Annotated in this window: 23 protein-coding genes and 1 pseudogene; 8 read left to right on the top strand and 16 right to left on the bottom strand. The window is 72.3% G+C overall.

The window, feature by feature from the left end; genetic code table 11:
- The first annotated feature begins 74 nt into the window (after window positions 1–74).
- The gene (locus tag ACZ4EG_RS05025; RefSeq protein ID WP_467789582.1) at window positions 75–1256 is read left to right on the top strand and encodes an SPFH domain-containing protein; all 1182 of its coding nucleotides are present in this window, start codon (window positions 75–77) and stop codon (window positions 1254–1256) included.
- The gene (locus tag ACZ4EG_RS05020; RefSeq protein WP_453555389.1) at window positions 1253–2152 is read left to right on the top strand and encodes a hypothetical protein; all 900 of its coding nucleotides are present in this window, start codon (window positions 1253–1255) and stop codon (window positions 2150–2152) included. The genes ACZ4EG_RS05025 and ACZ4EG_RS05020 overlap by 4 nt, the downstream gene beginning before the upstream one ends.
- Here the strand turns inward: ACZ4EG_RS05020 and ACZ4EG_RS05015 are convergent.
- From ACZ4EG_RS05015 to ACZ4EG_RS04970, 10 genes are all read right to left on the bottom strand, one after another.
- Window positions 2091–3374 carry an MFS transporter gene (locus ACZ4EG_RS05015; protein WP_467789581.1) on the bottom strand — a complete coding sequence of 428 codons (1284 nt, stop codon included), beginning with the start codon at window positions 3372–3374 and terminating at the stop codon, window positions 2091–2093. The two genes, ACZ4EG_RS05020 and ACZ4EG_RS05015, sit on opposite strands and share 62 nt — an antisense overlap.
- A gap of 3 nt (window positions 3375–3377) precedes the next feature.
- Complete coding sequence (locus ACZ4EG_RS05010) at window positions 3378–3920, bottom strand: DUF5825 family protein (RefSeq protein ID WP_467789580.1); 543 nt, start codon at window positions 3918–3920, stop codon at window positions 3378–3380.
- Window positions 3917–5818, bottom strand: a complete 1902-nt coding sequence (locus ACZ4EG_RS05005) for a RiPP maturation radical SAM C-methyltransferase (protein ID WP_467789579.1) — start codon at window positions 5816–5818, stop codon at window positions 3917–3919. Before ACZ4EG_RS05005 ends, ACZ4EG_RS05010 begins: the two co-directional genes overlap by 4 nt.
- Before the next feature lie 199 nt (window positions 5819–6017).
- Entirely contained in the window at window positions 6018–8582 is a 2565-nt protein-coding gene (locus ACZ4EG_RS05000) for a polynucleotide kinase-phosphatase (protein ID WP_467789578.1), read from the bottom strand.
- A complete protein-coding gene (locus ACZ4EG_RS04995; RefSeq protein WP_467789577.1) occupies window positions 8579–10048 on the bottom strand; it encodes a 3' terminal RNA ribose 2'-O-methyltransferase Hen1 in 1470 nt (489 codons plus the stop codon). Before ACZ4EG_RS04995 ends, ACZ4EG_RS05000 begins: the two co-directional genes overlap by 4 nt.
- A gap of 128 nt (window positions 10049–10176) precedes the next feature.
- Window positions 10177–11109, bottom strand: coding sequence for an LLM class F420-dependent oxidoreductase (locus ACZ4EG_RS04990; protein ID WP_453555401.1), 933 nt, complete (start codon window positions 11107–11109; stop codon window positions 10177–10179).
- An 80-nt stretch (window positions 11110–11189) separates the two neighbouring features.
- Window positions 11190–11660, bottom strand: coding sequence for a DUF6099 family protein (locus ACZ4EG_RS04985; protein WP_453555403.1), 471 nt, complete (start codon window positions 11658–11660; stop codon window positions 11190–11192).
- Between the two features lie 177 nt (window positions 11661–11837).
- On the bottom strand, window positions 11838–12179 hold the full coding sequence (locus tag ACZ4EG_RS04980; protein WP_363299360.1) for a nucleotide pyrophosphohydrolase: 342 nt from the start codon (window positions 12177–12179) through the stop codon (window positions 11838–11840).
- Window positions 12176–13429, bottom strand: coding sequence for an AAA family ATPase (locus ACZ4EG_RS04975; protein ID WP_467789576.1), 1254 nt, complete (start codon window positions 13427–13429; stop codon window positions 12176–12178). Before ACZ4EG_RS04975 ends, ACZ4EG_RS04980 begins: the two co-directional genes overlap by 4 nt.
- 75 nt (window positions 13430–13504) lie before the next feature.
- Entirely contained in the window at window positions 13505–13924 is a 420-nt protein-coding gene (locus tag ACZ4EG_RS04970; protein ID WP_390707461.1) for a cell division protein SepF, read from the bottom strand.
- Between the two features lie 198 nt (window positions 13925–14122).
- Here ACZ4EG_RS04970 and ACZ4EG_RS04965 point away from each other — a divergent pair, with 198 nt between their 5' ends.
- Window positions 14123–15865 carry a hypothetical protein gene (locus ACZ4EG_RS04965; RefSeq protein WP_467789575.1) on the top strand — a complete coding sequence of 581 codons (1743 nt, stop codon included), beginning with the start codon at window positions 14123–14125 and terminating at the stop codon, window positions 15863–15865.
- A 218-nt stretch (window positions 15866–16083) separates the two neighbouring features.
- Here ACZ4EG_RS04965 and ACZ4EG_RS04960 read toward each other — a convergent pair whose 3' ends face one another.
- Window positions 16084–16599, bottom strand: coding sequence for a YceI family protein (locus ACZ4EG_RS04960; RefSeq protein ID WP_467789574.1), 516 nt, complete (start codon window positions 16597–16599; stop codon window positions 16084–16086).
- A 112-nt stretch (window positions 16600–16711) separates the two neighbouring features.
- Here ACZ4EG_RS04960 and ACZ4EG_RS04955 point away from each other — a divergent pair, with 112 nt between their 5' ends.
- From ACZ4EG_RS04955 to meaB, 4 genes are all read left to right on the top strand, one after another.
- Complete coding sequence (locus tag ACZ4EG_RS04955; RefSeq protein WP_467789573.1) at window positions 16712–17209, top strand: MarR family winged helix-turn-helix transcriptional regulator; 498 nt, start codon at window positions 16712–16714, stop codon at window positions 17207–17209.
- 138 nt (window positions 17210–17347) lie between these two features.
- The gene (locus ACZ4EG_RS04950; RefSeq protein ID WP_467789572.1) at window positions 17348–19156 is read left to right on the top strand and encodes a methylmalonyl-CoA mutase family protein; all 1809 of its coding nucleotides are present in this window, start codon (window positions 17348–17350) and stop codon (window positions 19154–19156) included.
- A complete protein-coding gene (gene scpA / locus ACZ4EG_RS04945) occupies window positions 19156–21330 on the top strand; it encodes a methylmalonyl-CoA mutase (protein ID WP_453555415.1) in 2175 nt (724 codons plus the stop codon). The genes ACZ4EG_RS04950 and scpA overlap by 1 nt, the downstream gene beginning before the upstream one ends.
- Before the next feature lie 6 nt (window positions 21331–21336).
- The gene (gene meaB / locus ACZ4EG_RS04940; protein ID WP_390707467.1) at window positions 21337–22326 is read left to right on the top strand and encodes a methylmalonyl Co-A mutase-associated GTPase MeaB; all 990 of its coding nucleotides are present in this window, start codon (window positions 21337–21339) and stop codon (window positions 22324–22326) included.
- 21 nt (window positions 22327–22347) lie between these two features.
- Here the strand turns inward: meaB and ACZ4EG_RS04935 are convergent, their stop codons facing one another.
- The 5 genes and pseudogenes from ACZ4EG_RS04935 to ACZ4EG_RS04915 form a co-directional block, all read right to left on the bottom strand.
- Window positions 22348–23955: an acyl-CoA carboxylase subunit beta gene (locus ACZ4EG_RS04935; protein WP_467789571.1), complete on the bottom strand. Its 1608-nt coding sequence runs from the start codon at window positions 23953–23955 to the stop codon at window positions 22348–22350.
- A 254-nt stretch (window positions 23956–24209) separates the two neighbouring features.
- Window positions 24210–24323: pseudogene (locus ACZ4EG_RS04930) on the bottom strand (DNA-binding response regulator); the annotation flags it as partial.
- A 182-nt stretch (window positions 24324–24505) separates the two neighbouring features.
- The gene (locus ACZ4EG_RS04925; RefSeq protein WP_467789570.1) at window positions 24506–24799 is read right to left on the bottom strand and encodes a hypothetical protein; all 294 of its coding nucleotides are present in this window, start codon (window positions 24797–24799) and stop codon (window positions 24506–24508) included.
- On the bottom strand, window positions 24790–24987 hold the full coding sequence (locus tag ACZ4EG_RS04920; RefSeq protein ID WP_467789569.1) for a hypothetical protein: 198 nt from the start codon (window positions 24985–24987) through the stop codon (window positions 24790–24792). Before ACZ4EG_RS04920 ends, ACZ4EG_RS04925 begins: the two co-directional genes overlap by 10 nt.
- Before the next feature lie 326 nt (window positions 24988–25313).
- Window positions 25314–26063, bottom strand: coding sequence for an IclR family transcriptional regulator (locus ACZ4EG_RS04915; protein ID WP_467789568.1), 750 nt, complete (start codon window positions 26061–26063; stop codon window positions 25314–25316).
- A 70-nt stretch (window positions 26064–26133) separates the two neighbouring features.
- Between ACZ4EG_RS04915 and ACZ4EG_RS04910 the strand changes: the two genes are divergently transcribed.
- The gene (locus tag ACZ4EG_RS04910; RefSeq protein WP_467789567.1) at window positions 26134–26940 is read left to right on the top strand and encodes a 2-keto-4-pentenoate hydratase; all 807 of its coding nucleotides are present in this window, start codon (window positions 26134–26136) and stop codon (window positions 26938–26940) included.
- The last annotated feature ends 3 nt before the right edge of the window (window positions 26941–26943 follow it).

Here is a 26943-nt window from a genome sequence, read left to right as displayed (position 1 = left end):
TCTTGTTTTCGTCCCGTTGACGACAAGTGGTCCCTCCGTTTATCGTCTACATGACGAAAACAGGAGGGGGTTCCATGGCCGACATCACCCGGCGCCTCGGCTGGCGCCATCTGCGCGGCGCCCCGACGGCGCACATCAGACACCACCGGTCGGGAAGGCTCGCGCACGACGGCCCGGGGCTCAGCTTCTGGTACCGCTCACTGACCGCCGCGCTCTCGGAGGTGCCGGTCGACGACCGTGAGCTGGCGATGACCTTCCACGCCCGCACGTCCGACTTCCAGGACGTGGCCGTGCAGGCGACGGTCACCTACCGGATCGGCGATCCGGCCGTCGCCGCCGCCCGCCTGGACTTCTCGATCGACCCCGACACGGGCGTGTGGCGGGGCGCGCCCCTGGAGCAGCTGGGCACGCTGCTCACCGAGACGGCCCAGCAGCACGCGCTGGCCGTTCTCGCCCGTACGCCGCTGTCGTCGGCGCTGGCCGACGGGGTGAGCGCGGTGCGCGAGCGGATCGCGGAGGGGCTGGGCACCGAGCCCCGCTTGCCGGCCATCGGCATCGAGGTCGTCGCCGTCCGTGTGATGGCGCTGCGGCCCGAGCCCGAGGTGGAGCGTGCGCTGCGCACCCCGGCCCGGGAGCAGATCCAGCAGGAGGCCGACCGGGCCACCTACGAACGGCGGGCGGTGGCCGTCGAACGGGAGCGGACGATCGCCGAGAACGAGCTGGCCAGCCAGATCGAACTCGCCCGCCGCGAGGAGCAGCTGGTCGAGCAGCGCGGCACGAACACGCGCCGCGAGGCCGAGGAGCACGCGGCGGCCGACGCGGTGCGCGCCCGGGCGGAGGCGGCTCGGACGGTCAGGCTCGCCGAGGCCGAGGCGGCCCGCTCGGTGAAGCTCGCGGAGGCGGAGGCCGACCGGTCGGTGCGACTGGCCGACGCCGAGGCGCGGCGCACCGGGCTGCTCGCCGAGGCGGAGGCCGCGCGGACGGCCCGGCTGGCGGAGGCGGAGGCGGCCCGTTCGACACGGCTCGCCCGCGCCGAGGCCGAGGGCGCGCGCGAGGTGGGTGAGGCGCGGGCACAGGCGCGGGCCGCATGGCTGCGGGTACACGCGGACGCCGGAGTCGACGGTGTCGCGACCCTGCACGCCCTGACAGCCACCCGGCTGGCGGAGAACCTGCCCCGGATCGACAGCGTGACCGTGTCGCCGGACGTGCTCACCGGACTGCTGGCGAAGCTCGGCGGCACCGGGACGGAGGAATGAGTCTCGCCCCGCGTGCCGTGCTGGTCCATCGCACCACGGAGTACGAGGAGTTGGTGGCCCGGCACGGCACGCACGGCCAGGCCGCCTTCTTCCTCGCCTCCCGCGGCCGTGACATCGACGAGGTCGCGGAACGCCACCACCGCACGCGCCGGGCGCTGGCCGAGGTCGCCTCGGCGGTCCCGCTGACCTGGCGGCAGAGCCGCGTGGAACGGTCCGACCTGGACCGTTTCCTGTTCGCGCCCGAGGACGTGGTCGTGGTGGTGGGCCAGGACGGGCTGGTGGCGAACGCCGCCAAGTACCTCGCGGGCCAGCCGGTGCTGGGCATCGACTCCGATCCCGGCCGCAACCCCGGTGTGCTCGTCCGGCACCGGCCCGCGGACGCGGCGGCACTGCTGCCGGCCGCCCTGGCCCGGGGCACCGGCGCCGAGGAGCTCACCATGGTCGAGGCCGTCGCGGACGACACACAGCGCCTGGTCGCGCTCAACGAGATCTATCTGGGGGCGGCCGGACATCAGACCGCCCGGTACCGCCTGGGCCTCGACGGCGACGGGGGTGTCGTCGAGGCCCAGGCCTCGTCCGGGGTGCTGGTGGGGACCGGGACCGGGGCCACCGGGTGGCTCCGGTCGGTGTGGCAGGAGCGGGTCAGCCGGCTTGCGCTCCCCTCCCCCACCGAGGACCGGCTGCTGTGGTTCGTACGGGAGGCCTGGCCGTCACCGGCCACCGGAACGTCCCTGGTGGCGGGCGAACTCGCGGCCGCTCAGGCCCTGTCGGTCACCGTCGAGTCCGATCGGCTGATCGCCTTCGGCGACGGGATCGAGAGCGACGCTCTGGAGCTCACCTGGGGGCAGACGATCCGGGTGCGGGTGTGCGGGCAGCGGCTGCGGCTGGTCGGCTGACGCCCGGCGTCCACAGGCTCGCCGCCGCCAGCAGCGCCACCACCGCCGACCCGAGGAGCACGGGCACATTGCCGATCCCGGCGGCCAGCGCACCGCCCGCCAGCGCTCCGACCGGCACCGTCCCGAGGAGCGCGGCCTGCACGAACCCGGCGACACGGCCCTGCATGCCCACCGGTGTGGCCAGCTGCTGCAGAGTGGTCATGGAGATCGCCCACACCGTGACGGCGAGCCCGTAACAGGCCTGGTAGACGAGCAGCAGCGGAAATGCGGGGCCCAGCGCGGCCGCCGGAACCAGAAAGACCGCGCCCCCCGCCAGCAGCGCGCAGATCCTGGTGGCCGACCACAGCCCCGCCGTCCGGGCGAAGCGGCCCGCGACACCCACCCCCACCAGCGTGGCCGCGCTGTGCACGGCGTACGAGATGCCCAACTGCCAGGCGGACAGGGCGAGATCGCGGGTCGCGTAGTACACGAGGAGCGCACCCGCCGCACCGCTGCCGAGGTTGAGCCCGGCGCCCGCGAGGACCATCCGGCGCAGCCTCGGTTCGCCGCGCACCACCTCAAGTCCCGTGCGAAGCAGTGCCGTCGGCGACTGCGCACCCCTTGGCTCGGCCGGGTCGTTCAGTGCCGCGGGCAGGGCCAGCAGGAGCAGTGCCTCGACGGCGTAGGCCGCGCTGCCCGCCAGCAGGGCCGGGGCGGGTCCGAGGATCCCGACCAGCACACCGCCGAGTGCCGGGCCGCCGATCAAACCGGCCGTACGGGCCCCGGTGAGCGCGGAGTTGGCGGCCAGCAGCCGGTCCGGTCCGACGACCCGGGGCAGCGCCGCCTGCAGGGCGACCGAGAGGGTGAAGGTCAGCGCGCCGGAGACGACGGCGACGCCGTACAGTTGCGGACGGCCGACTCCTCCCAGGGCGTTCGCGAGCGGGACCGAGCCCACGACCAGGGCCTGTGCGGCGGTGACCACGACGAGCAGCCGGCGCAGCCGCACCCGGTCGACGAGCACTCCGGCGAAGGGGCTGAGCAGGGCCCCCGGCAGATAGGTCAGCGCGAGCACCGCGGCCGCCCCGAACGGCCCCGTGTCCAGATCGGTCACCGCGAGCAGCGCCACCGCGAGGGCGGTGACCTGGCGTCCGACGGAGCCGGCGATCTGCTCGCCGCACAGCAGCACGAAGGCCCGCTGCCGCCGCAGCGGGAGCGGCCGTGCCTCGGCGGTCGCCGCGGCCACTCCTCAGATCCCCGTGCAGGGCACGGGCCAGCGGTTGATGCGCGGCGGCAGGGCCACCGCCCATCCGTCGGTGACCAGGGCCAGCCGCTCGGCGGCCAGCAGTCCCGTGGCCTCGCGCGGGCCGGGGTCCAGCTCGTGCAGGGGCGTGGGGTTCAGCAGCGTGTGGAAGGCGGAGAGCAGATCGGGGTGGTCGAGGGTGAGCCGTACGGCGGTGCCGGGCTCCCTGCGGTCCATGACGGCGACGAAGTCCGGCCCACGACGGTGGTAGAGCATCCCGTACGCATACCCCGCCCGCCACTCTTTCAACTCACCTGGCTCATCGGACACTTGAGCGGGCGGGGGCAGATGGCGCAGGAGCCCGATGTCGTACGGCGTCTCCCCGTCGGCCGCCGTCCAGTTCACCCGGAGTCCGAGGCTCTGGCACTCGCGCAGGAACTGGACCGCCAGCGCACTGCGTTGCCCGCCCGCGCCCAGGCGGACCGGCTCGGTCGCCTCGACCCGGCGGCCGGTGACCCGGTGCGGGACGGCGGTGGGCAGCCCGGTCATCCGGCGACCCCCGCCCCGTCGGCCACGCGGACCGTCTCGTCCCAGGTGGGCAGGGAGACATAGGTCCGGCCGTCGCGGAACAACAGGCCGAGGGAGAAGGTGTGTTGGAGCCAGTCGTGCAGGGCTTCGGGGCTGACGCAGTGGCCGTCCTCCGTCAGCAGCCGGTGCAGTGCGGACTCGGTGCGCCCGTCCTCCAGGCGGCGCAGCGCGGCCGCCGCCCAGCCGGTGAAGCGGTGGGTGGCCGGCGGCCGGCCGTGGCGCCGGTCGTGCACGAGCAGGGCGGCCGCGTCCGCTCCCTCTCCCACATCTCCCTCGTCTCCCTCGGCCTCCTCGGCCTCCTCGAACAGCAGCCGCGAGGTGTGATGTCCGGCGCGCCACTGCGCCACGGCCGCCTTGAGCCGGTTCTCCGTCTCGCCCCCGATGCCCGCGTCCTCCGTGTCGAACAGGTAGACGAGGTCGGTCAGTTCGTCCTCGGGCAGGTCGTAGACGTGCTGGTACATCGCGGCCGGGCGCCGCTTGCCGAAGCCCAGGCCCGGGTCGGTGAAGTGCGGGCTGAACCGCTCCAGTTGGATGCGGTGGGCGCCGCTGGGCGGTTGCAGATGGACGAGTGCCGGGAGCTGGTCGACGACATGGGCGTAGTCCTCGGCGGTCTCGCCGGGGAAGCCGTACAGGAGGTTCCAGGAGCAGGTGAGCGCGTGGTTCTCGCACTCGCGGAGGGTGCGGATGTTGCGGGCGCCGCTCACGCCCTTGTCCATGAGGTCGAGCACCCGGCTGCCGAGGCTCTCGATGCCGGGCTGGATGTGCACGGTGCCCGAGCGGCCGAGGAGGCGGAGCTGGTCGGGGGTGAGGTTGGACTTGACCTCGTAGTGCAGCCGCAGGTCCCAGCCGCTGTCGACGACGCGCGGGAGGAAGTCCCGGAAGTAGGCCATGTCGATGATGTTGTCGACGGTGACGATGTCGAGGATGCGGTGCCGTCGTACGAGGCGGTCGATCTCTTCCCACAGCCGCTCGCCCGGCTTGGCGCGGAAGGCCATGGACGAGCCGTTGAGCCCGCAGAAGGTGCAGTGGTGCTTCTCCCCCCACCAGCAGCCCCGGGCCCCCTCGACCACCAGCTTGGGGTGGACGTACTCCAGCACCGGCGAGGCCTCCAGGGCGGCCTGCCACTGGTCGTAGTCGGGCGAGGGTATGTCGGCGGGCACCACCGTGCGGCGGGTCTCGGTGTTGGCGCGGGATATGTCTCCGTCCCACCAGCACAGGCCGGGGACGTCCACGGGCGGGGTGCCCGCGTCCACATGCCGCAGGAGCGCCGGTAAGGCGTACTCCCCCTCGCCGCGCACCACATGGTCCACGAACCGGTGGTTGCGGTGCAGGGCGTGGCCCATGGGGCCGTCGCAGTTGCTGCCGCCGAAGACGACGGTCAGCTCCGGGCGGCGGCGCTTGAGCTCACGGGCCAGCGCCAGGGAGGACACGTTCTGCATGAACGTGGTGGTGAACCCGACGACGTCGGGCTCCGCCGCGAGCACCTCGGCGGCGCACTCGTCGATGAACCCGGCCGCGTACGGCCGCATGTCGAGGGCGGTGCCGATGAAGACGTCCCGGGCCGCCGCGTAGGCGCGCAGCCGGGCCGAGCCCCAGTCGGGGTCGTCGTACAGGACGCCCGAGAACACCCAGTCGCCGAGGCCGTGGAAGATCGAGTCGCTGCCGACCGCCACATAGTCGCCCGGACGAAGCCGCCCTCCGGAGTGCTCCAGGAGGAACTCGGCCCAGCGCAGGGAGCCGTGGAACTCGGTCACCTCGTCGGCCGGGCGGGCCTGCCGCACCAGTCGGTGCAGCAGGCCCACCTGCAGCGAGGGGAGGTCGATCGGATGCCAGGGCATCGTCACCAGGTGAACGCGCATGCCGCCCCTTCGGTCAGCGGGTCGGCCGCTTCTCCAGGATCGCCGGCCGACGGCTGGTGCTCTGGTCCTCGCGGACCACGACCTTCTTGATCTCCATGTTCCCTCACTCCCTCCGGTGTCCGAACACACGTACGTCGCAAGGCGTTTCACCATATGGACACATACGTGTGAGGCACAAGGGCGTGGGGGGAGGGACGGTTCACAAGCGCGGGTCCACCGGCTCCGACTCCAGCGCCAGTACCCCGAACACGGCCTCGTGCACCCGCCACAGCGGCTCGCCCTCCGCCAGCCGGTCCAGGGCCTCCAGCCCCAGCGCGTACTCGCGGATCGCCAGTGACCGCTTGTGGTTGAGGAACCGCTTGCGCAGCCGGTCCAGGTTGTCCGGCCGGGTGTACTCGGGGCCGTAGATGATCCGCAGGTACTCGCGGCCCCGGCACTTGATGCCCGGCTGGACCAGACGGCCCTCGTCGCTGCGCACCACCGCGCCGACCGGCTTGACGACCATGCCCTCGCCGCCCCGGCCGGTCATCTCCAGCCACCAGTCGACACCCGCCCGCACCGACTCCGGGTCGCCGGTGTCGACGTACAGCCGCCGGGTGGTCTGCAGCAGCCCGGTCCCGTCGTGCTCGACGAGCCGGTCGATCAGCGCGAGCTGCTCGTCGTGCGGCAGCGCGGCCAGGCTGCGGCCCTGCACGGCCAGGATCTGGAACGGGGCGAGGCGCACCCCGTCCAGGCCGTCCGTGGTCCAGCAGTAGCGGCGGTACGCGTCCGTGAACAAGGCCGCGTCGGCGGCCCGCTCGCGCTGCCGGGAGAGCAGCCCCGTCACGTCCACACCCCGTGCCGCCGCGCCCTCCAGGGCGGCCAGCGCGCCCGGGAACACCGCGCCGGAGGCGGCGCCCACGGCCGCGTACTGCGAGCGCAGCAGCCCGGACGCCTTCAGCGACCACGGCATCAGCTCGGCGTCGAGCAGCAGCCAGTCAGTGTCGAGTTCGTCCCACAGGCCCGCCTCTCCGATCGCCGAGCGGACGCGTCCGAGGATCTCCTCGGTCACGGCCTCGTCGTCGAAGAAGGGCCGGCCGGTGCGGGTGTAGAGCGACCCGGTGGGCCCGTCCACGCCGAACCGCTTGCGCGCCGCCTCGGCGTCCCGGCACACCAGGGCCACGGCCCGCGAGCCCATGTGCTTCTCCTCGCACACGACCCGGGTGACGCCGTCCTGCGCGTACTGCGCGAAGGCCTCCGCCGGGTGCTCCAGGAAGTGTCCGTCAGCGGCTCCGCCGCGGGCCTCGATGTGACTCGTGGCGGTCGGCGCCATGGTCGGCGGGAGGTACGGCAGCAGGCGCGGGTCGATCGCGAAGCGGCTCATGACCTCCAGGGCCGCCGCCGCGTTCTCCTCGCGGACCGCGACCCGGCCCGCGTGCCGTGTCTCCACGACCCGTCGGCCGTGCACGTCCGCCAGGTCCAGCGGCCGCCCGTCGTGCCCGCCGGGCGCCTCGCTGCGCAGCGGCTTGGCCGGCTCGTACCAGACCCGCTCGGCCGGTACGTCGACCAGTTGCCGCTCCGGCCAGCGCAGCGCGGTGAGCTTGCCGCCGAAGACGGCGCCGGTGTCCAGGCAGATGGTGTTGTTGAGCCACGTGGCCTCCGACACCGGGGTGTGGCCGTAGACCACGGCCGCCCGGCCCCGGTAGTCCTCGGCCCACGGGTAGCGCACCGGCAGCCCGAACTCGTCCGTCTCCCCCGTCGTGTCGCCGTACAGCGCGTGCGAGCGCACCCGGCCGGACGTCCGCCCGTGGTACCGCTCCGGCAGACCCGCGTGGCAGACGACGAGCCGGCCGCCGTCGAGGACGTAGTGGCTGACGAGGCCGTCGAGGAACTCCCGGACCTGTGCCTTGAACTCCTCGCTCTCGCCCTCCATCTGCTCGATGGTCTCGGCGAGCCCGTGGGTGTGCTGCACCTTGCGGCCCTTGAGGAAACGGCCGTACTTGTTCTCGTGGTTGCCGGGCACGCACAGCGCGTTGCCCGACGCGACCATGGACATCACGCGGCGCAGCACGCCGGGGGTGTCCGGGCCGCGGTCGACGAGGTCGCCCACGAAGACGGCCGTACGGCCCTCGGGGTGCACGCCGTCGGTGTAGCCCAACTTGGCGAGCAGCGACTCCAGTTCGGAAGCGCAGCCGTGGATGTCACCGACGATGTCGAAGGGGCCGGTGAGGTGGGTCAGGTCGTTGAAGCGCTTCTCGGTGACGACGGTGGCGCCGTCGGCCTCCTCGACCCCGCGCAGGATGTGCACCTTGCGGAAGCCCTCGCGCTCCAAGTGCCTGATGGAACGCCGGAGTTCACGGATGTGCCGCTGGATCACCCGGCGCGGCATGTCGGCCCGATCGGTGCGGGCAGCGTTGCGCTCGGCGCACACCTCCTCGGGGACGTCGAGCACGATGGCGATGGGCAGCACGTCGTACTTCCTCGCCAGTTCGATCAACTGGCGCCGGCTGTCCTGCTGCACGCTGGTGGCGTCGACGACGGTACGGCGGCCGGCGGCGAGCCGCTTGCCGGCGATGTAGTGCAGGACGTCGAAGGCGTCCCTGGTCGCGCTCTGGTCGTTCTCGTCGTCGGAGACCAGACCGCGGCAGAAGTCGGAGGAGATGATCTCGGTGGGCTTGAAGTGCCGGTGGGCGAAGGTGGACTTGCCCGAGCCGGAGGCGCCGACGAGCACCACGAGGGAGAGGTCGGTGACGGGAAGCACCCGCCCCTTGCGTGTCTCTGTCATGCTGCCTTCGCCTCCTTCTCGTTCGTGGTCCTGATGCTGAACACGGCCATCTGCGTGGGCGGGCCCACCTCGGGGTCGTCGGGTCCGACGGGCCGGAACTCCACGTCGTAGCCGTGCCGTTCGGCCACCGTCCCGGCCCAGGTGCGGAACTCCTCGCGGGTCCACTCGAAGCGGTGGTCGCCGTGCCGGACGTGCCCGGCCGGCAGGGACTCCCAGCGGACGTTGTACTCGACGTTCGGGGTCGTCACGAGGACCGTGCGCGGCCGGGCCGCGCCGAACACCGCGTACTCCAGGGCGGGCAGCCGGGGCAGGTCGAGGTGCTCGATGACCTCGCTGAGCACGGCGGCGTCGTAGCCCTTGAGCCGACTGTCGGTGTAGGCGAGCGAACCCTGCTGGAGCGTGACGCGCGAGGCCTGCCGCTCTCCCATCCGGTCCAGCTTCAGCCGCCGTCCGGCGATGGTGAGGGCCCGCATCGACACGTCGACACCGACGATCTCGGTGAACCGGGGGTCCTTGAGCAGCGCCTGCACCAACTGGCCCTGTCCGCAGCCGAGGTCGAGGACCCGGGCGGCGCCCGACTCGCCGAGTGCGGCGATGATCGCGTCCCGGCGCTGCACGGCGAGCGGGGTCGGCTTCTCCTCCGCCTCGCTGTCCTCCTCGACGGCGTTGTCGATCTCCTCGACCTCGCTGTCGTCCGCCTCCGCAAGGCGTACCAGCTCCAGGCGCTCCATCGCCTGCCGGGTGAGCGACCAGCGGCGGGAGAGATAGCGGCTGGTGATGAGCTTCTGCTCCGGGTGGCCGGGCAGCCAGCCCTCCCCGGCCCGCAGCAGCTTGTCGACCTCGTCGGAGGCGACCCAGTAGTGCTTGGCGTCGTCGAGGACCGGCAGCAGCACATACAGGTGCCGCAGCGTCTCGGCGAGGGTCAGCGCCTCCGACTCCAGGACCAGCCGCACATAGCGCGAGTCGCCCCACTCCGGGAACGCGGTGTCCAGGGCCACCGGCTCGACGGTCACCGCCCAGCCGAGCGGCTCGAAGAGGCCTCGTACGAGGTCGGGGCCACCGCGGGCGGGCAGCGCGGGCACCTCGACGCGCAGCGGCAGCGGCTGCGTGGCGCGCTCCGGGCGGGCGGTGCACACGCCCCGCATCGCGCTGGAGAAGACGCTGCTCAGCGCCACGGCGAGCAGCGAGGAGGCGGCGTACGGGCGGTCGTTCACATACTGCGCGAGCGCCGCGTCGGGCGCTCCGCCCCGGCCCTTGCCCTTGCCCCGCCGCACCAGCGCCACGGCATCCACCTCCAGCAGGAGCGCCGCCGTGCAGCGTTCCGCGTCCGCCTCTGGGTAGAGGACGTGCGCCTTGCCGTAGGAGGTGGAGAACGCCTGCGCCTTCTCGGGATGCTTGTGCAGCAGAAAGCCGAGGTCGGTGGCGGGGCGCTCCGGGGTGCCGGTGGTGCCGATGGTCAGGAACATGCCCTGAGTCTCCCTGGCCAGGGCGCCGGTGACCAGCGGTTTTCATAGGGTGGCGGACCGACGACCGACCGTTGTGACGCCCCCGAAGGCCGGTCGTCGTACGCCCGCACTGGTTACTCCTATGACTCCTATGACTCCTGTGCCAGCTGCGACTGGACCTGGGAGGAGATCAGCTCCAGGTGGTCCAGGTCCGTGAGGTCGAGGACCTGGAGGTAGATGCGCTGCGAGCCGATCGCGGCGTACCGGCCGATCTTGTCGACCACCTCGGCCGGGGAGCCGGCCAGACCGTTGGTCTTCAGCTCGTCGACCTCGCGGCCGATCGCGGCGGCCCGGCGGGCGACCTCCCGGTCGTCCCTGCCGACGCACACGACGAGGGCGTTGGAGTAGGTCAGGTCGTCGGCCCCACGACCCTCGGCCTCCGCCGCGGCGCGCACCCGCCCGAACTGCCGCTCGCTGTCCTCGATCGAGGCGAACGGCATGTTGAACTCGTCCGCATACTGCGCGGCCAACCGCGGGGTGCGGGTGGCGCCGTGGCCGCCGATCAGGACCGGGATCTTGGCCTGGGCGGGCTTGGGCAGCGCGGGCGACTCGGTGAGGTCGTAGTGCGTGCCGTGGAAGTCGAAGCTCTTGCCGGCCTCGGTCGCCCACAGACCGGTGACGATCGCCAGCTGCTCCTCCAGGCGGGCGAACTTGTCCTTCGGGAAGGGGATGCCGTACGCCTTGTGCTCCTCCGCGAACCAGCCCGCGCCCAGGCCGAGTTCGACCCGGCCGCCGGACATCTGGTCGACCTGGGCCACCTGGATGGCGAGCACGCCGGGCAGCCGGAAGGTGGCGGCGGTCATCAGGGTGCCGAGTCGGATCCGCTTGGTCTCACGGGCCAGACCGGCCAGCGTGATCCAGGCGTCGGTGGGTCCCGGGAGGCCGTCCACGTCGCCCATCCGGAGGTAGTGGTCCGACCGGAAGAAGGCATCGAACCCAAGGTCCTCGGTGGCCTTCGCCACGGCGAGCAAGGTGTCGTAGGTCGCCCCTTGCTGGGGCTCGGTGAAGATTCGAAGGTCCATACATCCATCCTGCACGCCGACGGCTCCACCAACCCCATCGGCACCACGAGCCCCTTGCCGGGTGGGCGAGGCTGCCGCCCTCAACCCGGCTCCTTCTCCGGTAGCACCTCCTCGCGCGCCGCCAGCTTTCGCAGCATCTCCAGGACGCGGTCCCGGGACTCGTCCGCGGCGTCGATCGCCTCCATGCACTGCCAGTACCTCGCCTGGTCGTCCGCCGAGCTGGCCATGCCGACGAGGGCGATGCCGACCTCGCCGAGGAGGCCGCCCAGACCGAGAAGGGTCTCGCGGGCGTCGTCCAGTTCGGTGAGCTGGGCTGCGCGCAGGTCGCCCGGGTCGAGCTGCGGTGCGTCCAGGACGCCACAGCCGCGGCCCGCCAGTTCGGTCAGGCCCAGTGCCTCGCCCCGTAGTTCGGGTGGGCCGGAGACGGCCAGGCGGCTGCCGATCGCCTGGGCCAGGGCCTGGGCCTGCCACACCTCCGCCAGGATCTGAGGAGCGTCGCCGCTTCCCGCCAGGGCGCTTCTGCTCGTCACGATGAGTCGCATCGCTTCCATGGGCCGTCCCCGTCCGCCCGACGTGCTCGCGCACGCCTCCGCCCGAACTCCCTTGTTCACTACCCAGAGTGAGGGGCGCTGAGACAGAAAGCCAGAGGAAGACGGAAATCTGTGGACAACAATTCGGATTCGGACGACATTTTGACTCCGGAGAGTGATTTCGGAATCAAGAATTCCCTACGCGTCGCCCTCCCCCGGCACCGGAAACCTCCGCTCGTTCCGGTCGATCTTGGCGTCCAGGGCGGCCAGCGGTTCGATGCCGAGCACCTCGCACAGCTGCAGGAGGTAGGCGAGCACGTCGGCCACCTCGTCCGTGACGCGGTGCGCGGTGTCGGGGTCGTCCATGACGCGCGCGGACTCCTCGGGCGTCAACCACTGGAAGATCTCGACCAGTTCGGACGCCTCCACGCTGAGGGCGGCCGCGAGGTTCTTGGGGGTGTGGTACGGCTGCCAGTTCCGCGCGGCCGCGAACTCGGCCAGCCGGCGCTGCAGTTTCGCCACGTCCAGGTGTTCCGTCACGGGTTCAGGTGTACCACCGTGACTCCTTCGGTCTCCGCGGCCCACGAGGCGTCGCTCACCGCGCCCACCAGGCGGATGTGCCCGAGGCCGCACATCCGGGTGGCGAGCCGCAGCAGTTCCGTGCGCTGACGGCCGTCCAGCGCGCGGTCGAAGCCGTCGGCGAGGACGGTGAGGGCCCGCATGGCGTCGGGGACCTCGCCGGGTGTGTCGACGTCCAGCACGCCCGGGCCGGTGAGCAGCACCAAGGCCAGCGCGAGATATCTCAGCTCGCCGTCCCCGAGCCGGCCGAGGTCGGTCCGGATCCCGTCGCCGCGGTCGAGCAGCGCCCGTACCGTGCCGTCGCCCAGCGGTTCGGCGGCCAGGTCGGCCACGGGCCCGGCGCATCCGGCGTGCACCGCGGCGACGAGTCGGGCGTGCCGGCGCCCGCATTCGGAGCGGGTGCGCCACAGCACCTCGGCGAGGTTGTCGCAGCCGGGCAGAAGGCGTCCGGAGCCCAGCGGGACGGCCTCGCGCATCCGGTCGGGACGCGGGTCGCAGGCGAAGACCGAGCGCAGGGCGACCACCGTCTGTTCGGCCGCGGCCAGCACCTGGCGCTGGCCGTCGGTCTTGCCGGCCACGCGCAGCGGGAGGAGAGCGGTGCCGAGACGGTCGTCGGGGAGCGGGGCGCGGGTCACCGGTGAGGATCCCGCGGTGTGCCAGGCGGCCTGTACGGCGGGGCGGCCCGGGTCACGGAGCGCCGTCTCCAGGAGGACGAGTCCGCCCGCGGTCAGCCGCTCGCCGACGATGCGCAGTTCGGGCTCGGCCTGTACGGCGACGTCGAGCCGGACCGGACCCTCGGGACCGTCCGTCGTACAGCCGATGCGGAAACCGCGCCGGCGCTGCAGGTCGGGCCGGGCGCGCTCGGGCACACAGGCCGCCGGATCCGGGAACACCGCGGCGAGCGGCGCGCCGCCGCCGAGCCGGGCGAGCGCCTCGTACGCCCGCAGCGCACTCGACTTGCCGCACCCGCTGGGCCCGGCGAAGAGCGTGAACGCCCCGACGGGAAGCCCGGCGCCCCGATGCCCCGCGAACGCGGACAGCCGCAGCTCGGTGACCCGCGGCCGCGCCCATCTGTCCCGACGGGCCGGGCCGTCGAGGACCGCCGGCGCGGACGGTGGCTGCGGTGGGGCCGGGGCCTGCTCCCGCTTCGGGCCGGGTGGGGTGGGCCCGGGTGCTCGGTCCGGAGGGACGGGTGTGGGGGGTGCGGTCATATCCGGACCGTAGGGGGCCCGGTGGAAGGGGAACCGTTCCGGCGTCGGGACCTTCCTACGAACGGGGGACCGCCCTCAGGTGCCGGAGACCCCGGCGCCCTCCATGAGCCCGCTGACCTCGGTCCCGGGCGGGGTGAGCAGGAACACGTTCCGGTCCACGCGGTGCATTCCGCTGCCCAGGCCGAAGACGACACCGGTGCTGAAGTCGAGGACGCGCTTGGCCACCTCGGTCTCCGCGCTGGAGAGGTCGAGCAGGACCGGCACGCCCGCCATGAGCGTCTCGGCCACCTCGCGGGCGTCCGCGAAGACATTGACCCGCAGGACGACGAACCGCCGCCGGGTCTCGGTCTCCGCGTCCGGGAGGGAGCGGTGGCTCACCGCGGACGGCCAGGCGTCGCGCCCCCTGAGCGGCACGACCTGCGCGAGCCCTTCCCACTGTTCATCGGTGACGTCGTAACGGCTCACCGGATCCCCCCGAACTGACTCGCACTCCATGCCTGCACCTGCCAATTCTTACGCCAAGTCACCCGTCCGGCCCAACAGCGACACGAAGCGCGACCCGACCGACGGGGTCCTTCCTTCCGTCACCTCCTGCGACACATGTGCGAAATAGCCCGCTTCTTACCGCCCTCACACCGGACTCTTCACCTCCTGCGATCCCCCGCTCACCGGCCGCGATTACGGTCCGATGTCGTGCACTTGGCAGAAAAACAGCTGGTGACACCCGGCCGGCGGACGCAGTCGGCGGTGTCCGCCGCCCCGGGGCTCCCGGCACAGTGGCATCGCGTCCTGACCCTCCTCGCCGACGTGAGCCTGTTCATCGGGACCCGTGCGGTGTGGACACAGGCGGCGACCCACCGTCTCGTCCTCGCGGCGGTCATCTCCGTCTGCTACGCCTCGATCCTGGTGACCGGCGTACTGGCCCTGACGGTCCGCCGCGCCCGCTCGCTGGCCCGCCTGGACCTGGTGGTCCTGGTGACCGCCGTGGCGCTCACCCTGTGCGGCTGGGCGCTGAACCACAGCGGCGGCGACGAGGCGGTCCTCACCACCCAGGCCGCCAAGGAACTGGTCGCCGGGCACACCGTCTACGGACAGCCCTGGCCCTGGCTCTTCAGCGGCAAGGGCGTCGCCATCACGCCGACGATAAACGGCGGGTACGACTTCACGTACGGCTACCCCCCGCTGGCCCCGCTGCTGGCCGCCCCGCTGCTGTGGCTGGGGCACGGGGGCACGGCCGCGACGGCGGTCGGCACCGGCGCGCTGGTCGTCGGCGCGGTCGTGATGTGGCGGATGCTGCCGGTGCCGTGGCGGTCGGCGGCCACGATGGCCTGTCTGGGCTTCGGGTTCCTGCCGTCGTACGCCCGGCTCGGCTATCCGGCGATCCTCGGCATGGCCCTGCTGGTGCCGGTGGTGGTGCGCTGGCCGCGGATCGGGAGGGGCGGGCGGCTCGGTGCCGCCGGGATCGCGCGGGCCGTGTGTCTGGGGGCCGCGTGCGCGGCGCAGCAACTTCCCTGGTTCGTGGCGCCGTTCCTGCTGGCCGGGATCTACGCGGTGCGCCGCGGCGAGCTGGGCGGGCGCGCGGCGGGGCTGGTGGTCCTGCGGGTGGTGGGGATCGCTGTCACGGTATGGCTGCTGATCAACACGTACTTCATCGTCTCCGAGCCCGGCCCGTGGCTGGCGGGGATCGCCCTGCCTCTGACGCAGGGCGCGGTGCTGCACGGCCAGGGCCTGGTGGACATCTCGCTGTACTTCACCAACGGCAGTGACCGGCTCGACTGGTACTCGCACGCGAGCATGCTCCTCGCGGCGGCCCTGCTCGCGCTGTTCGTCCTGTTCGTACGGCGGCTGGGCCCGGCGGCGACCGTGCTGCCCTGGCTGGCCTTCTATCTGGCGACCCGTTCCCAGGACGGCTACTACCTGATGATGACCCCGCTGTGGCTGGCCGCGGCGGTCACCGCGCCCCTCGCGGAGTTCGAGAACGCCTGGCAGCCGCGCCCGGGGCCGCTGACCGACCCCCGGCGCCGCCCTGCCCTGGCCGCGGCGATCGCCCTGCTGGTCACCCCGGCCCTGGTGTGCGCGGCGCTGGCGGTGTCGGGCAGGCCGCCGCTCAGGATGGAGGTCGCCTCGGTGCGCCGGGCCTCGGCGAACGCGATCTCGGCACTGACCGTGCGGGTGGTCAACACGGGCGACGCCGCGCTCACCCCGCACTACACGCTCACCACGGGCCAGGGCATGAACAAGTACTGGTCGCTCGCGCGCGGTCCGGCCACGATTCCCGCCCACGGCACGGCGAACGTGGAACTCCGCCCGCCCAAGGGCAGGTTCCCGCTCCCCCGACCGAGCGTCCGCATCCGGCTGCGCGCCTTCACGGCGTCCCCACAGACGCTGTCCAGCCAGGACATACGACTGCGCAAGACCACCACCAAAGCAGGCTGACCGGACCGATCAGACCCCCGCGCGCGCGTGAACCGCAGCGTGGCGGTCACCGTCGCCAGGCCGCGGATCATCCCCAGCGATTCCGCCCACGTCGATCCGCGGCCGACCGATGCCCCGCACGGCGAGCCGACCCGGCAGGCGCCGCGGCACCGCCCCGCAGCCCGGCGCCGGCACACCCCCACGGCGTCCCCCTGGACACCGACCAGCCACCGGACCGATCAGGCCCCCGCGCGCGTGAACCGCAGCGTGGCCGTCACCGTCGCCAGGCCGCGGATCATCCCCAGTTGGTTCCAGGTCATGCCGAAATCGGCGCGGTCCACGGTGAACTCGGTCTCCAGCGTGAGCGCGTCGGCGGTCGCCGCGGTGACCCGCGCGGTGAGGGACTGCGGGCGGCTGATGCCGCGGACGGTGAGCTGGCCGTTGACGTGTGCCGTGTCGCCGTCGCGCAGTTCGGCGCCGCGGACGGCGAAGGTGATCTCCGGGTGGTGGTCGGCGTCGAAGAAGTCGGCCGAGCGCAGATGGGTGTCGCGCTTGGCGTGCTTGGTGTCCAGCGAGGCGACGTCCAGGGTCAGGGTGCCCGTGGCGGACCCGTCGGACCGGACCTCGCCCTGACCGGCGACGGCGGCGAAGGTGCCCTTCACGGCCCCCAGGCCCCAGAAGGTCTTGTGGCTCAGGGCCACGGTGGTGGCGGTCGGGTCGAGCTGCCAGACACCTGTTTCCACGGCGACGGTCATGGTCGTACTCCCAAGTGATGCATCCGAGTGGCGATGCGTCCGAGTGGTTCAAATTTGGATGACTGCACGCTAGCCCATCATCCAAATTTGGACAACAGGTAGACTCGAAGCCATGGCCGCCCCCGACGAGCACCCCGCCGACCAGCCCGAATGCTGTGCCCGGGAGGGCAGTGAGCTGCTCCCCGGAGAGCTGCGCGCCTGGATGCTCCTGCTGGCCGCGACCGGGGCGGTGGAGCAGCGGCTGCGCTCCGCGGTGAAGGAGAACCTCGACGTCTCCCACGACGAGTTCCTCATCCTGTGCCTGCTGGCCGAGCACCCGCGCGACGGCCTGCGCATGACCCGGATCGCCGACCTCCTGGGCCGCCCGAAGACCCGGCTCACCTACCAGATCGCCTGCCTCCAGCACGCCGGCCTGGTCACCCGCCAGACGGTCTGCGGCGACAAGCGGGGCGTCCAGGTCACCCTCACCGAGAAGGCCCGGCGGCTGCTGAGGGAAACCTCCGGACTGCTCGCCGCGACGGTCAAGGAGGCGCTCGCCGAGTTCGTCGGACCGGAGCAGCGCGACGCGGTGAGCGGACTACTGCCCGGACTCGCCGACGGGACCTGCTGACGACCCCGCGAACAACCCCTGCTGACGGTACGAAAGCGGGCGTACGGCACCGGAGAGGCACAGGTCACAACCGCGAGGAGGGAAACGTCACAGCCCCCGCGCCACTGCCATTTGAGCGGCCTGCCCTAGCATCCGAGCATGACGGTCCTGCCTGACGACGGGCTCTCACTGGCCGCCGAGTTCCCTGACGCGACACACGAGCAGTGGCAAGCCCTGGTCGAGGGTGTGCTGCGCAAGTCGGGCAAGGAAGTCTCGGGCGCGGCAGCTGAGGACGCTCTGTCCACGACGCTGGAGGACGGGCTGCGCACCCGTCCCCTGTACACCGCGCGCGACACCGCGCCCGACCCCGGCCTGCCCGGCTTCGCGCCCTTCGTGCGCGGCGGCCGCTCCGAAGGCAGCACCGCGGGCGGCTGGGACGTACGGCAGCGGCACGCGGCGGCCGAGGACGGCGCGATCCTGACCGACCTGGAGAACGGCGTCACCTCGCTGTGGCTGCTCGTGGGCCAGGGCGGTATCCCCGTTTCCGGCCTCGCCCGCGCCCTCGACGGTGTCTACCTCGACCTGGCCCCGGTGGTGCTCGACGCCGGACGTGACGTCGAGGCCGCCGCGGCGGAACTGCTGCGGCTCTACGAGGAGCGGGGCGTCGACCCGAAGGCGGTGCGCGGCAACCTGGGCGCCGACCCGCTCGGCCACGAGGCCCGCACCGGCACCTACCTGGACTTCGCGCCGGTCGCCGCCCTCGCCGCGCGGTGCGCCGCCGAGTACCCGGGGCTGCGCGCGCTGACCGTGGACGCGCTGCCGTACCACGACGCCGGCGGCTCGGCCGCGCAGGAACTGGGCACCTCCCTGGCCACCGGTGTGGCCTATCTGCGTGAGCTGACCGAGGCGGGCCTCACGGCCGAACAGGCCCTGGCGCAGCTGGAGTTCCGCTACGCGGCCACCGCCGACCAGTTCCTGACCGTCGCCAAGCTGCGCGCGGCCCGCCGGCTGTGGGCACGGGTCGCCGAGGTGTGCGGGGCGCCCGGCGCGGGCGCGCAGGTGCAGCACGCGGTGACCTCGCCGGTGATGATGACCCGCCGCGACCCGTGGGTGAACATGCTGCGCGCGACGGTCGCGACGCTCGCGGCCGGGGTGGGCGGGGCCGACTCCGTCACCGTGCTGCCGTTCGACCACGCGCTCGGCCTGCCGGACGCGTTCGCCCGCCGGATCGCCCGCAACACGTCGACGATCCTGGTCGAGGAGTCCCACCTGGCGCGGGTCATCGACCCGGCGGGCGGCTCCTGGTACGTGGAGTCGCTCACCAACGAACTCGCCCGCGCGGGCTGGGAGTTCTTCCGGTCGATCGAGCGCGACGGCGGCCAGGCGGCCGTGCTGCGCTCGGGCCGGATCCGTACGGACCTGGCCACGACCTGGGCGGAGCGCTCCAAGAAGCTCACCAAGCGGCGTGAACCCATCACCGGTGTCAGCGAGTTCCCGTACCTGGCGGAGAAGCCCGTGGAGCGCGAGCCCGCTCCCGAGGGGCCCTCCGGCGGGCTGCCGCGCGTGCGCCGCGACGAGGCCTACGAGGAGCTGCGCGCCCGCTCCGACGCCCACCTCGCGGCGACCGGCTCCCGCCCCCGGGTCTTCCTCGCCACGATCGGCTCGGCCGCCGCGTACACCGCGCGCTCGACGTTCGCCGCCAACCTCTTCCAGGCGGGCGGCATCGAGCCGGTCACCGAGGGCGGCTTCGAGGACAGCGGCGCCACCGAGGCCGTGCTGTGCTCCAGCGACGCGCTGTACGAGGAGCAGGCCGAGCAGCTGGCCCGGTCCCTGAAGGCGGCGGGCGCCCGGCACGTGTTCCTCGCGGGCCGCCCCGCCGAGTACGCGGACATCGACTCGTACGTCTTCGCGGGCTGCGACGCCGTCGCCACGCTGTCCGCGACCCTCGACCGCATGGGAGTGTCCTGATGGGAATCCCCGACTTCTCCGGGATCGAGCTGGGGACGCCGGTCGCCGACGGCGGTGCCGAGGAGTGGCGTACGGCCGTCAAGCGGGCGACCGGCGCCGAGGAGGCGCTCTGGGAGACCCCGGAGGGCATCGGCGTCAAGCCGCTCTACACCGGCCGTGACCTGGAGGGCCTGGACTTCCTGGGCACCTACCCGGGCATCGCGCCGTATCTGCGCGGCCCGTACCCGACGATGTACGTCAACCAGCCCTGGACGATCCGCCAGTACGCGGGCTTCTCCACCGCCGAGGAGTCCAACGCGTTCTACCGGCGCAACCTGGCGGCCGGTCAGAAGGGCCTGTCGGTCGCCTTCGACCTGCCCACGCACCGGGGTTACGACAGCGACCACCCGCGCGTGACCGGTGACGTCGGCATGGCGGGCGTGGCGATCGACTCGATCTACGACATGCGGCAGCTGTTCGACGGGATTCCGCTGGACAAGATGACCGTGTCGATGACGATGAACGGCGCCGTGCTGCCGGTGCTGGCGCTGTACATCGTGGCGGCGGAGGAACAGGGCGTACCGCCCGAGAAGCTGGCCGGAACCATTCAGAACGACATTCTGAAGGAGTTCATGGTCCGCAACACCTACATCTATCCGCCGAAGCCGTCGATGCGGATCATCTCCGACATCTTCGCGTACACCTCGCAGCGGATGCCCCGCTACAACTCCATCTCCATCTCCGGCTACCACATCCAGGAAGCGGGTGCGACGGCCGATCTTGAGCTGGCGTACACGCTCGCGGACGGTGTGGAGTACATCCGGGCGGGCCGCGAGGCGGGCCTGGACGTGGACGCGTTCGCGCCCCGGCTCTCGTTCTTCTGGGCGATCGGCATGAACTTCTTCATGGAGATCGCGAAGTTGCGGGCGGCCCGGCTGCTGTGGGCCAAGCTGGTCTCCCAGTTCGAGCCGAAGAACACCAAGTCCCTGTCCCTGCGCACCCATTCGCAGACCTCGGGCTGGTCGCTGACCGCGCAGGACGTGTTCAACAACGTCACGCGCACCTGTGTCGAGGCCATGGCGGCGACCCAGGGCCACACCCAGTCGCTGCACACCAACGCCCTCGACGAGGCCCTGGCCCTGCCGACCGACTTCTCGGCGCGCATCGCCCGCAACACCCAGCTGCTCATCCAGCAGGAGTCCGGCACGACCCGGGTCATCGACCCGTGGGGCGGCAGCGCGTACGTGGAGAAGCTGACGTACGACCTGGCCCGCAAGGCCTGGGCGCACATCCAGGAGGTCGAGCAGGCCGGCGGTATGGCGCAGGCCATCGACGCCGGTATCCCGAAGCTGCGCGTGGAGGAGGCGGCCGCGCGCACGCAGGCCCGCATCGACTCCGGCCGCCAGCCGGTGATCGGCGTCAACAAGTACCGCGTCGAGAACGACGAGGCGATCGAGGTCCTCAAGGTCGACAACTCCTCCGTGCGCGCCCAGCAGATCGAGAAGCTGCGGCGGCTGCGCGCGGAGCGGGACGAGACCACGTGCCGGGACGCGCTGGACGCGCTGACCCGGGCCGCGGACGGCGAGGGCAACCTGCTGGAGCTGGCCGTGCGCGCGGCCCGCGCCAAGGCCACCGTCGGCGAGATCTCCGATGCCCTGGAGAAGGTGTACGGCCGCCACGCGAGCCAGATCCGTACGATCTCCGGCGTGTACCGCAACGAAACCGGGGAGTCCCCGTCCGTGGACCGCACCCGCGCCCTGGTGGACGCCTTCGAGGAGGCCGAGGGACGCCGGCCGCGCATCCTGGTCGCCAAGATGGGCCAGGACGGCCACGACCGCGGCCAGAAGGTGATCGCCACCGGCTTCGCCGACCTCGGCTTCGACGTCGACGTCGGCCCGCTGTTCCAGACCCCGGAGGAGGTCGCCCGTCAGGCGGTCGAGGCGGACGTCCATGTGGTCGGCGTGTCCTCGCTGGCCGCCGGTCACCTCACCCTCGTACCGGCGCTGCGCGAGGCGCTCGCCGAGGAGGGCCGGGAGGACATCATGATCGTGGTCGGCGGGGTGATTCCGCCGCAGGACGTGCCGACGCTCCTGGAGATGGGCGCCACGGCCGTGTTCCCGCCCGGGACGGTGATCCCGGACGCGGCGTACGACCTGGTGAAGCGACTGTCGGCCGATCTCGGCCACGATCTGTAGAGCCCCATGGCAGCGATCGATCTCGACACGTATGTGAAGGGTGTGCTCGACGGGAAGCGGGCGATCGTGGCCCGTGCGATCACTCTCGTCGAGTCCACCCGGCCGCAGCACCGGGCGCTGGCACAGGAGTTGCTCACCGAGCTGCTCCCGCACAGCGGCCGGGCGCGGCGGATCGGCATCAGCGGGGTGCCGGGCGTGGGCAAGTCGACGTTCATCGACGCGTTCGGCACGCTGCTGACCTCACTGGGGCACCGGGTGGCGGTGCTCGCCGTGGACCCGTCCTCCACCCGCACCGGCGGCTCCATCCTGGGCGACAAGACCCGGATGGAGCGCCTGGCGGTGGACCCGGCGGCCTTCGTACGCCCCTCCCCCAGCGCGGGCACGCTGGGCGGGGTCGCCAAGGCCACCCGTGAGTCCATGGTCGTGATGGAGGCGGCGGGCTACGACGTGATCCTGGTGGAGACCGTCGGTGTCGGCCAGTCCGAGACCGCGGTCGCCGACATGGTCGACTCCTTCCTGCTGCTCACCCTGGCCCGCACCGGCGACCAGCTGCAGGGCATCAAGAAGGGCGTCCTGGAACTGGCCGACGTGATCGCGGTCAACAAGGCGGACGGCCCGCACGAGCGCGACGCCCGCGCCGCCGCACGGGAGTTGGCGGGCGCGCTGCGGCTGATGCACGGCAAGGACGCCTTCTGGACCCCACCAGTGCTCAGTTGCAGCGCCCGCGAGTCGACCGGCCTGGAGGTCGTCTGGGAGCGCCTTGAGCAGCACCGTACGCTCCTCGACTCCACGGGCCGGCTCACCGCCAAGCGGCGGGATCAGCAGGTCGGCTGGACCTGGGCGATGGTGCGCGACGAACTGCTGGGCCGGCTGCACGCCGATCCGGCGGTGCGGGAGGCCGCGCCCGGCCTCGAACAGCGGGTCAGGGAGGGCTCGTTGACGGCGACACTGGCCGCCGAGCGGATCCTGGAGGCGTTCCGGGGGCCCGTCGGCTGACCTCGTGGTCCTCGGCGGTGCTCATACCGGCTGGTTCCCGTGTTTGCGGGACGGCATCGTGGCGTGCTTGGCGTGGAGCATCGCCAGGGAGCGGATGAGGACGGCCCGGGTGTCCGCGGGGTCGATGACGTCGTCCACCAGGCCGCGTTCGGCGGCGTAGTAGGGGTGCATCAGTTCCTCCTGGTACTGCTGGACGCGCTGCGCGCGTGCCGCCTCCGGGTCCGGCGCGGCGGCGATCTCGCGGCGGAAGACGACGTTCGCGGCGCCCTCCGCGCCCATCACCGCGATCTCGTTGGTGGGCCAGGCGAAGGTCAGGTCGGCGCCGATGGACTGGCTGTCCATGACGATGTACGCGCCGCCGTACGCCTTGCGCAGGATCACCGATATACGGGGGACGGTCGCGTTGCAGTAGGCGTAGAGGAGTTTGGCGCCGTGGCGGATGACGCCGCCGTGCTCCTGCTCGCGGCCCGGCAGGAAGCCCGGGACGTCGACGAGCGTGACCAGCGGGATGCTGAAGGCGTCGCAGGACTGGACGAACCTCGCCGCCTTGTCACTGGCATTGATGTCCAGGGCGCCCGCGAAGGAGGCCGGCTGGTTGGCCACGATGCCGACGACATGGCCGTCGAGCCGGGCCAGGGCACAGATGATGTTGGTGGCCCAGCCCGCGTGCACCTCGAAGATCTCACCGTCGTCGACGATCTCCTCGATGACGGGACGCATGTCGTACGAGCGTCCGGGGTCGCCCGGCACCAGGTCGAGCAGGTCCTCGCCCCGGCGGGTCGGGGAGTCGTCCGGCCGTACGGCGGGCGGCAGTTCGCGGTTGTTCTGCGGCAGCATCGACAGCAGATAGCGCACCTCGGCGAGGCATTCGGCCTCGTCCTCGTACGCGAAGTGCGCGGCGCCGGAGACGGTGGCGTGCACATCGGCGCCGCCGAGCCGGTCGTGGCTGATCCGCTCGCCGGTGACGGCCTGCACCACGTCCGGGCCGGTGATGTACATCTGCGAGGTGCCGCGGACCATGAACACATAGTCGGTGAGGGCGGGCGAGTACGCGGCACCGCCGGCGCACGGGCCGAGCATCACGCTGATCTGCGGGATGACGCCGGACGCGGCCACGTTGCGGCGGAAGATGCCGCCGTACCCGGCGAGCGCGGTGACGCCCTCCTGGATGCGAGCGCCGGCGCCGTCGCTCAGCGCCACCAGGGGCGCGCCCGCGGCCAGCGCCCGGTCCATCACCTTGTGGATCTTCGAGGCGTGCGCCTCGCCGAGGGAGCCGCCGAAGATGCGGAAGTCATGGGCGTAGACGAAGACCGTGCGGCCCTCCACCGTGCCCCAGCCGGTGACCACGCCGTCCGTGTGGGGCCGCTTGTCCTCCAGCCCGAACCCGGTGGCGCGGTGCCGGCGCAGCGGCTCGATCTCCTGGAAGCTCCCCTTGTCCAAGAGCAGTTCGAGGCGCTCGTGGACGGTCAGCTTGCCCTTGGCCCACTGCTGCTCGGTGGCACGCGGACCGGGGCCCTCACGCACCGTCTGCTTGACCAGTTCGAGCAGGGCCACCCGGGACCGCGAGTCGGGGCGCGACGGTGGCTGGGTCATGGGGGCGAGTGAGGCGGTCTCCTCGGTCACGGTCATGGGTCACCCATCCATGCGGCTCAGGGTATTCGGACCGTCAATTCAAACCGTGCGGTCCGGCACGGGGCCACAGCGCACACCCCCTATGGTCGGCGTCCGCCCCCCTACTAAGGGTGGCGGACGGGGCCGAACAGGGGTTGGTGGGGCCTTGCCGAGTGGCGCTTGCAGCGCGTGCGGTCGCCCCCGGGCTGACGCACACCGCCCGGCTGACGCACACCGCCCGGCTGACGCACACCGCCCGGCGGCCGTCACCGTCACGTCGGCATGCCGCGCTCGGCGAGGCCACTCTCACACACGATGATGACCAACTGCGCGCGGTCCCGGGCGTACAGCTTCGCCAGGAGGCTGCCGACGTGGGTCTTCACCGTCGGCGTGGGCGGGCACGATCCGGTAGAGCGCGACCACCCGGCCGGCCTCGGTGAGGTCCCCGGCCTCCGCCAGGCCGGCCCAGCGGGCCGTCACACCTGTGCGTGACCGGCAACTTCCCCTCGTCGCACGTCATGTAGCCGGTGTCGAGGAAGTCGACCACGTTGCGGCAGAGCCGGCCTCGTCAGCCGGCGGCGGCGATCGCCTCGCCGAGCGCGGCGAGGGAGTCGGCGAGCTGGTCCATCCACAGCGAGACGGACTGGCCGCCTTCGGAATGGAGGGCGACGAACGCGCCGTCGTAGCCGGCCATTCCGAAGGGAGCGAGGGTCTCCGCGATGTTGTCGGCGGTCTCTTCACCCGCGCTCACGAAGGACGAGCGGATCATGTGCGCCATGTAGGCACGCCCCTCGTCGCGGACCGCGATCACGGTCTGCAGCGCCTCGGGGGCCTCTGCCGCCTCTCGGCTCATCACCAGCACGAACAGCAGACGAAGGAACTCTCGCCGTTCTCGATGACGTCGCCCGTTCGGCGCATGTACCAGCGGAGCAGGTCGCGGGGGCTGCCCTCCGTGGGCGGGTTGCGGTGTGCTTCGCGCATGGCGGCGAAGAAGGCGTGCGCGCCCTGCTCCATGACCGCCGAGAGCAGCCCGGCACCCTGAGAACCCACCCCTGCCGGGCAGCCCGACGTCCCGGTGGTCGGCGGCGGAATCGGCCGACTCGGCACCGCCTTGCCCTGTCCCGCCAGGGACTGCGGGTACGCGTCCTCGAACAGGCCCCGGAGTACGGCGAGGTCGGCGCCGGCCTGCAGATCGCCCCCAACTGCACCCGCCGCTCTCCTCGGCGACGCCCGAGGACCGGGCGGCCTGACCACCCCACGCGCCCCTGACCATGGCCGGGTGTGACGCGACAGGCGTCGCGCCCGGCCTCAGCGCGTCGTGCGGGCTGTTCGCGCAGGGGCGACACGGGACCGCTGCGAGCCTGCCGGTCCCTTGTTCAGGGGCGTCGGCGGGCGAGAGTGGAACCCAGGGCCGTGGCCGCGGCGCGTACGGCGTTCGCGTGGGATTCGGGGCGGAATCGTCCGACCGGGCCGGTCACGCTGATGGCGGCGACCGCTGTCGGACCGTCGGGGGTGAGGACCGGCGCGGCGACGCAGAGCAGGCCCGGTGTCGACTCCTCGCGTTCATAGGCGACACCAGTCTCGACCGCCTTCACCAGCTGCCTGCGCAGCAGGCCCGGGGCGATCACGGTGTGCGGTGTGCGGCGTTCGAGCGGCGCGGTCAGCACGGCGGTCCGCTCGTCCTCCCCGGCATGGGCCAGCAGCACCTTGCCGATCGCCGTGCAGTGCACCGGCATCCGCCCACCGGTGCGGGAGGGCGCCTTGGCCTGACGGTGTCCGCCGATCTTGGCGACGTAGACGACCTCATGCCCCTCGAGCACGCCGAGGTGCACCGTCTCGTGGGTGCGTTCGTAGAGATCCTGCAGAAACGGCATCGCCAGCTCCAGCAGGGTGCGTTCGGTGGCGGCGCGCAGGCCGAGCTCGAAGAGGCCGCCGGAGAGCCGGTAGCCGTGGTCGGTCTTGTCGAGCAGCCGGTGGTGGACCAGGTCCCCGGCGACGCGGTGGACGGTGCCCTTCGCCAGACCAGTACGCCGCACCAGCTCGGCGAGCGGGAGCACGGAATCGGCCGGGCCGAACGCGCGCAGGATCCCCAGTGCCTTGCCCAGGACGGTGTCGCTCTCCTCCATGGAAAAGAGCGTACCGCTGAGTGGAACGCCGTCCTGGAGCTCGCTGCGCCCGTACCGCAGATTGGACGACATGCCCCAGAACCATCCCACTGTCGGCACCGACAGCATCGCCGCCGCCGCGGCCCGGCTCCGTGAGGCCGCTGCCACCGGCACCCCCGCCGCCCCCGTGCGCGATCTGATCGGCCGCGACGACATCGAGGCCGCGTACGCCGTGCAGCAGCGGCTCATTGCCGAGCGGATCGAGGCCGGTGCCACGGTCGTCGGCCGGAAGATCGGCCTCACCTCCGCGGCCGTGCAGCAGCAGCTCGGCGTCGACCAGCCCGACTTCGGCTTCCTCTTCGACGACATGGAGTACGCCGACGGCTCGGTCGTGCCGGCCGACGCCATCCTCCAGCCACGGGTCGAGGCCGAGATCGCCTTCGTGCTGGGGGCCGACCTGGCCGAGGGACCGCTCGACGACGCCCAGGTGCGCGAAGCCATCGACCATGCCGTGGCCGCGATCGAGATCTGCGGCAGCCGGGTGGCCGACTGGGACATCAGCTTCGGGGACACGGTCGCCGACAACGCCTCGGCCGGCGGCTACGTCCTCGGCGCGCAGCGCGTCCCGCTCACCGGGTTCGACCCCGTCGCGGCCGAGATGGCCATGACCGTCGACGGCGAGACCGTCTCCACCGGCAAGGGCGCCGCATGCCTCGGCGACCCGGTCGGCGCCGTCGTCTGGCTCGCCCGCCAGGCCCACGAACTGGGCGAGCCGCTCCGCGCGGGCCAGGTCGTCCTCTCCGGGGCCCTCGGCCCGATGCGTCCCGTGACGCCGGGCGCCGCCGTCCACGCCACCGTCACCGGCCTCGGCACGGTGTCGGTCACCTTCTCCCGTTAAGGA

The organism is Streptomyces sp. NPDC025638, from assembly GCF_055558775.1.
The sequence above is the reverse complement of the archived record's forward strand: the minus strand, read 5'-3'. Positions and strand labels throughout refer to the sequence as shown.

Bases quoted from the DNA above. Each gene is read 5' to 3' on its own strand.
- ACZ4EG_RS04970 (WP_390707461.1), bottom strand. From the start codon at position 13,924: ATGGAGTGCGAGTCAGTTCGGGGGGATCCGGTGAGCCGTTACGACGTC.
- ACZ4EG_RS05010 (WP_467789580.1), bottom strand. From the start codon at position 3,920: ATGACCGGGCTGCCCACCGCCGTCCCGCACCGGGTCACCGGCCGCCGG.
- ACZ4EG_RS04915 (WP_467789568.1), bottom strand. From the start codon at position 26,063: ATGGAGGAGAGCGACACCGTCCTGGGCAAGGCACTGGGGATCCTGCGC.
- ACZ4EG_RS04910 (WP_467789567.1), top strand. From the start codon at position 26,134: ATGCCCCAGAACCATCCCACTGTCGGCACCGACAGCATCGCCGCCGCC.
- ACZ4EG_RS04950 (WP_467789572.1), top strand. From the start codon at position 17,348: ATGACGGTCCTGCCTGACGACGGGCTCTCACTGGCCGCCGAGTTCCCT.
- ACZ4EG_RS04955 (WP_467789573.1), top strand. From the start codon at position 16,712: ATGGCCGCCCCCGACGAGCACCCCGCCGACCAGCCCGAATGCTGTGCC.
- ACZ4EG_RS05005 (WP_467789579.1), bottom strand. From the start codon at position 5,818: ATGCGCGTTCACCTGGTGACGATGCCCTGGCATCCGATCGACCTCCCC.
- meaB (WP_390707467.1), top strand. From the start codon at position 21,337: ATGGCAGCGATCGATCTCGACACGTATGTGAAGGGTGTGCTCGACGGG.
- ACZ4EG_RS04975 (WP_467789576.1), bottom strand. From the start codon at position 13,429: ATGACCGCACCCCCCACACCCGTCCCTCCGGACCGAGCACCCGGGCCC.
- ACZ4EG_RS05025 (WP_467789582.1), top strand. From the start codon at position 75: ATGGCCGACATCACCCGGCGCCTCGGCTGGCGCCATCTGCGCGGCGCC.
- ACZ4EG_RS05000 (WP_467789578.1), bottom strand. From the start codon at position 8,582: ATGACAGAGACACGCAAGGGGCGGGTGCTTCCCGTCACCGACCTCTCC.
- scpA (WP_453555415.1), top strand. From the start codon at position 19,156: ATGGGAATCCCCGACTTCTCCGGGATCGAGCTGGGGACGCCGGTCGCC.
- ACZ4EG_RS04990 (WP_453555401.1), bottom strand. From the start codon at position 11,109: ATGGACCTTCGAATCTTCACCGAGCCCCAGCAAGGGGCGACCTACGAC.
- ACZ4EG_RS04960 (WP_467789574.1), bottom strand. From the start codon at position 16,599: ATGACCGTCGCCGTGGAAACAGGTGTCTGGCAGCTCGACCCGACCGCC.
- ACZ4EG_RS04935 (WP_467789571.1), bottom strand. From the start codon at position 23,955: ATGACCGTGACCGAGGAGACCGCCTCACTCGCCCCCATGACCCAGCCA.
- ACZ4EG_RS04985 (WP_453555403.1), bottom strand. From the start codon at position 11,660: ATGGAAGCGATGCGACTCATCGTGACGAGCAGAAGCGCCCTGGCGGGA.
- ACZ4EG_RS05020 (WP_453555389.1), top strand. From the start codon at position 1,253: ATGAGTCTCGCCCCGCGTGCCGTGCTGGTCCATCGCACCACGGAGTAC.
- ACZ4EG_RS04995 (WP_467789577.1), bottom strand. From the start codon at position 10,048: ATGTTCCTGACCATCGGCACCACCGGCACCCCGGAGCGCCCCGCCACC.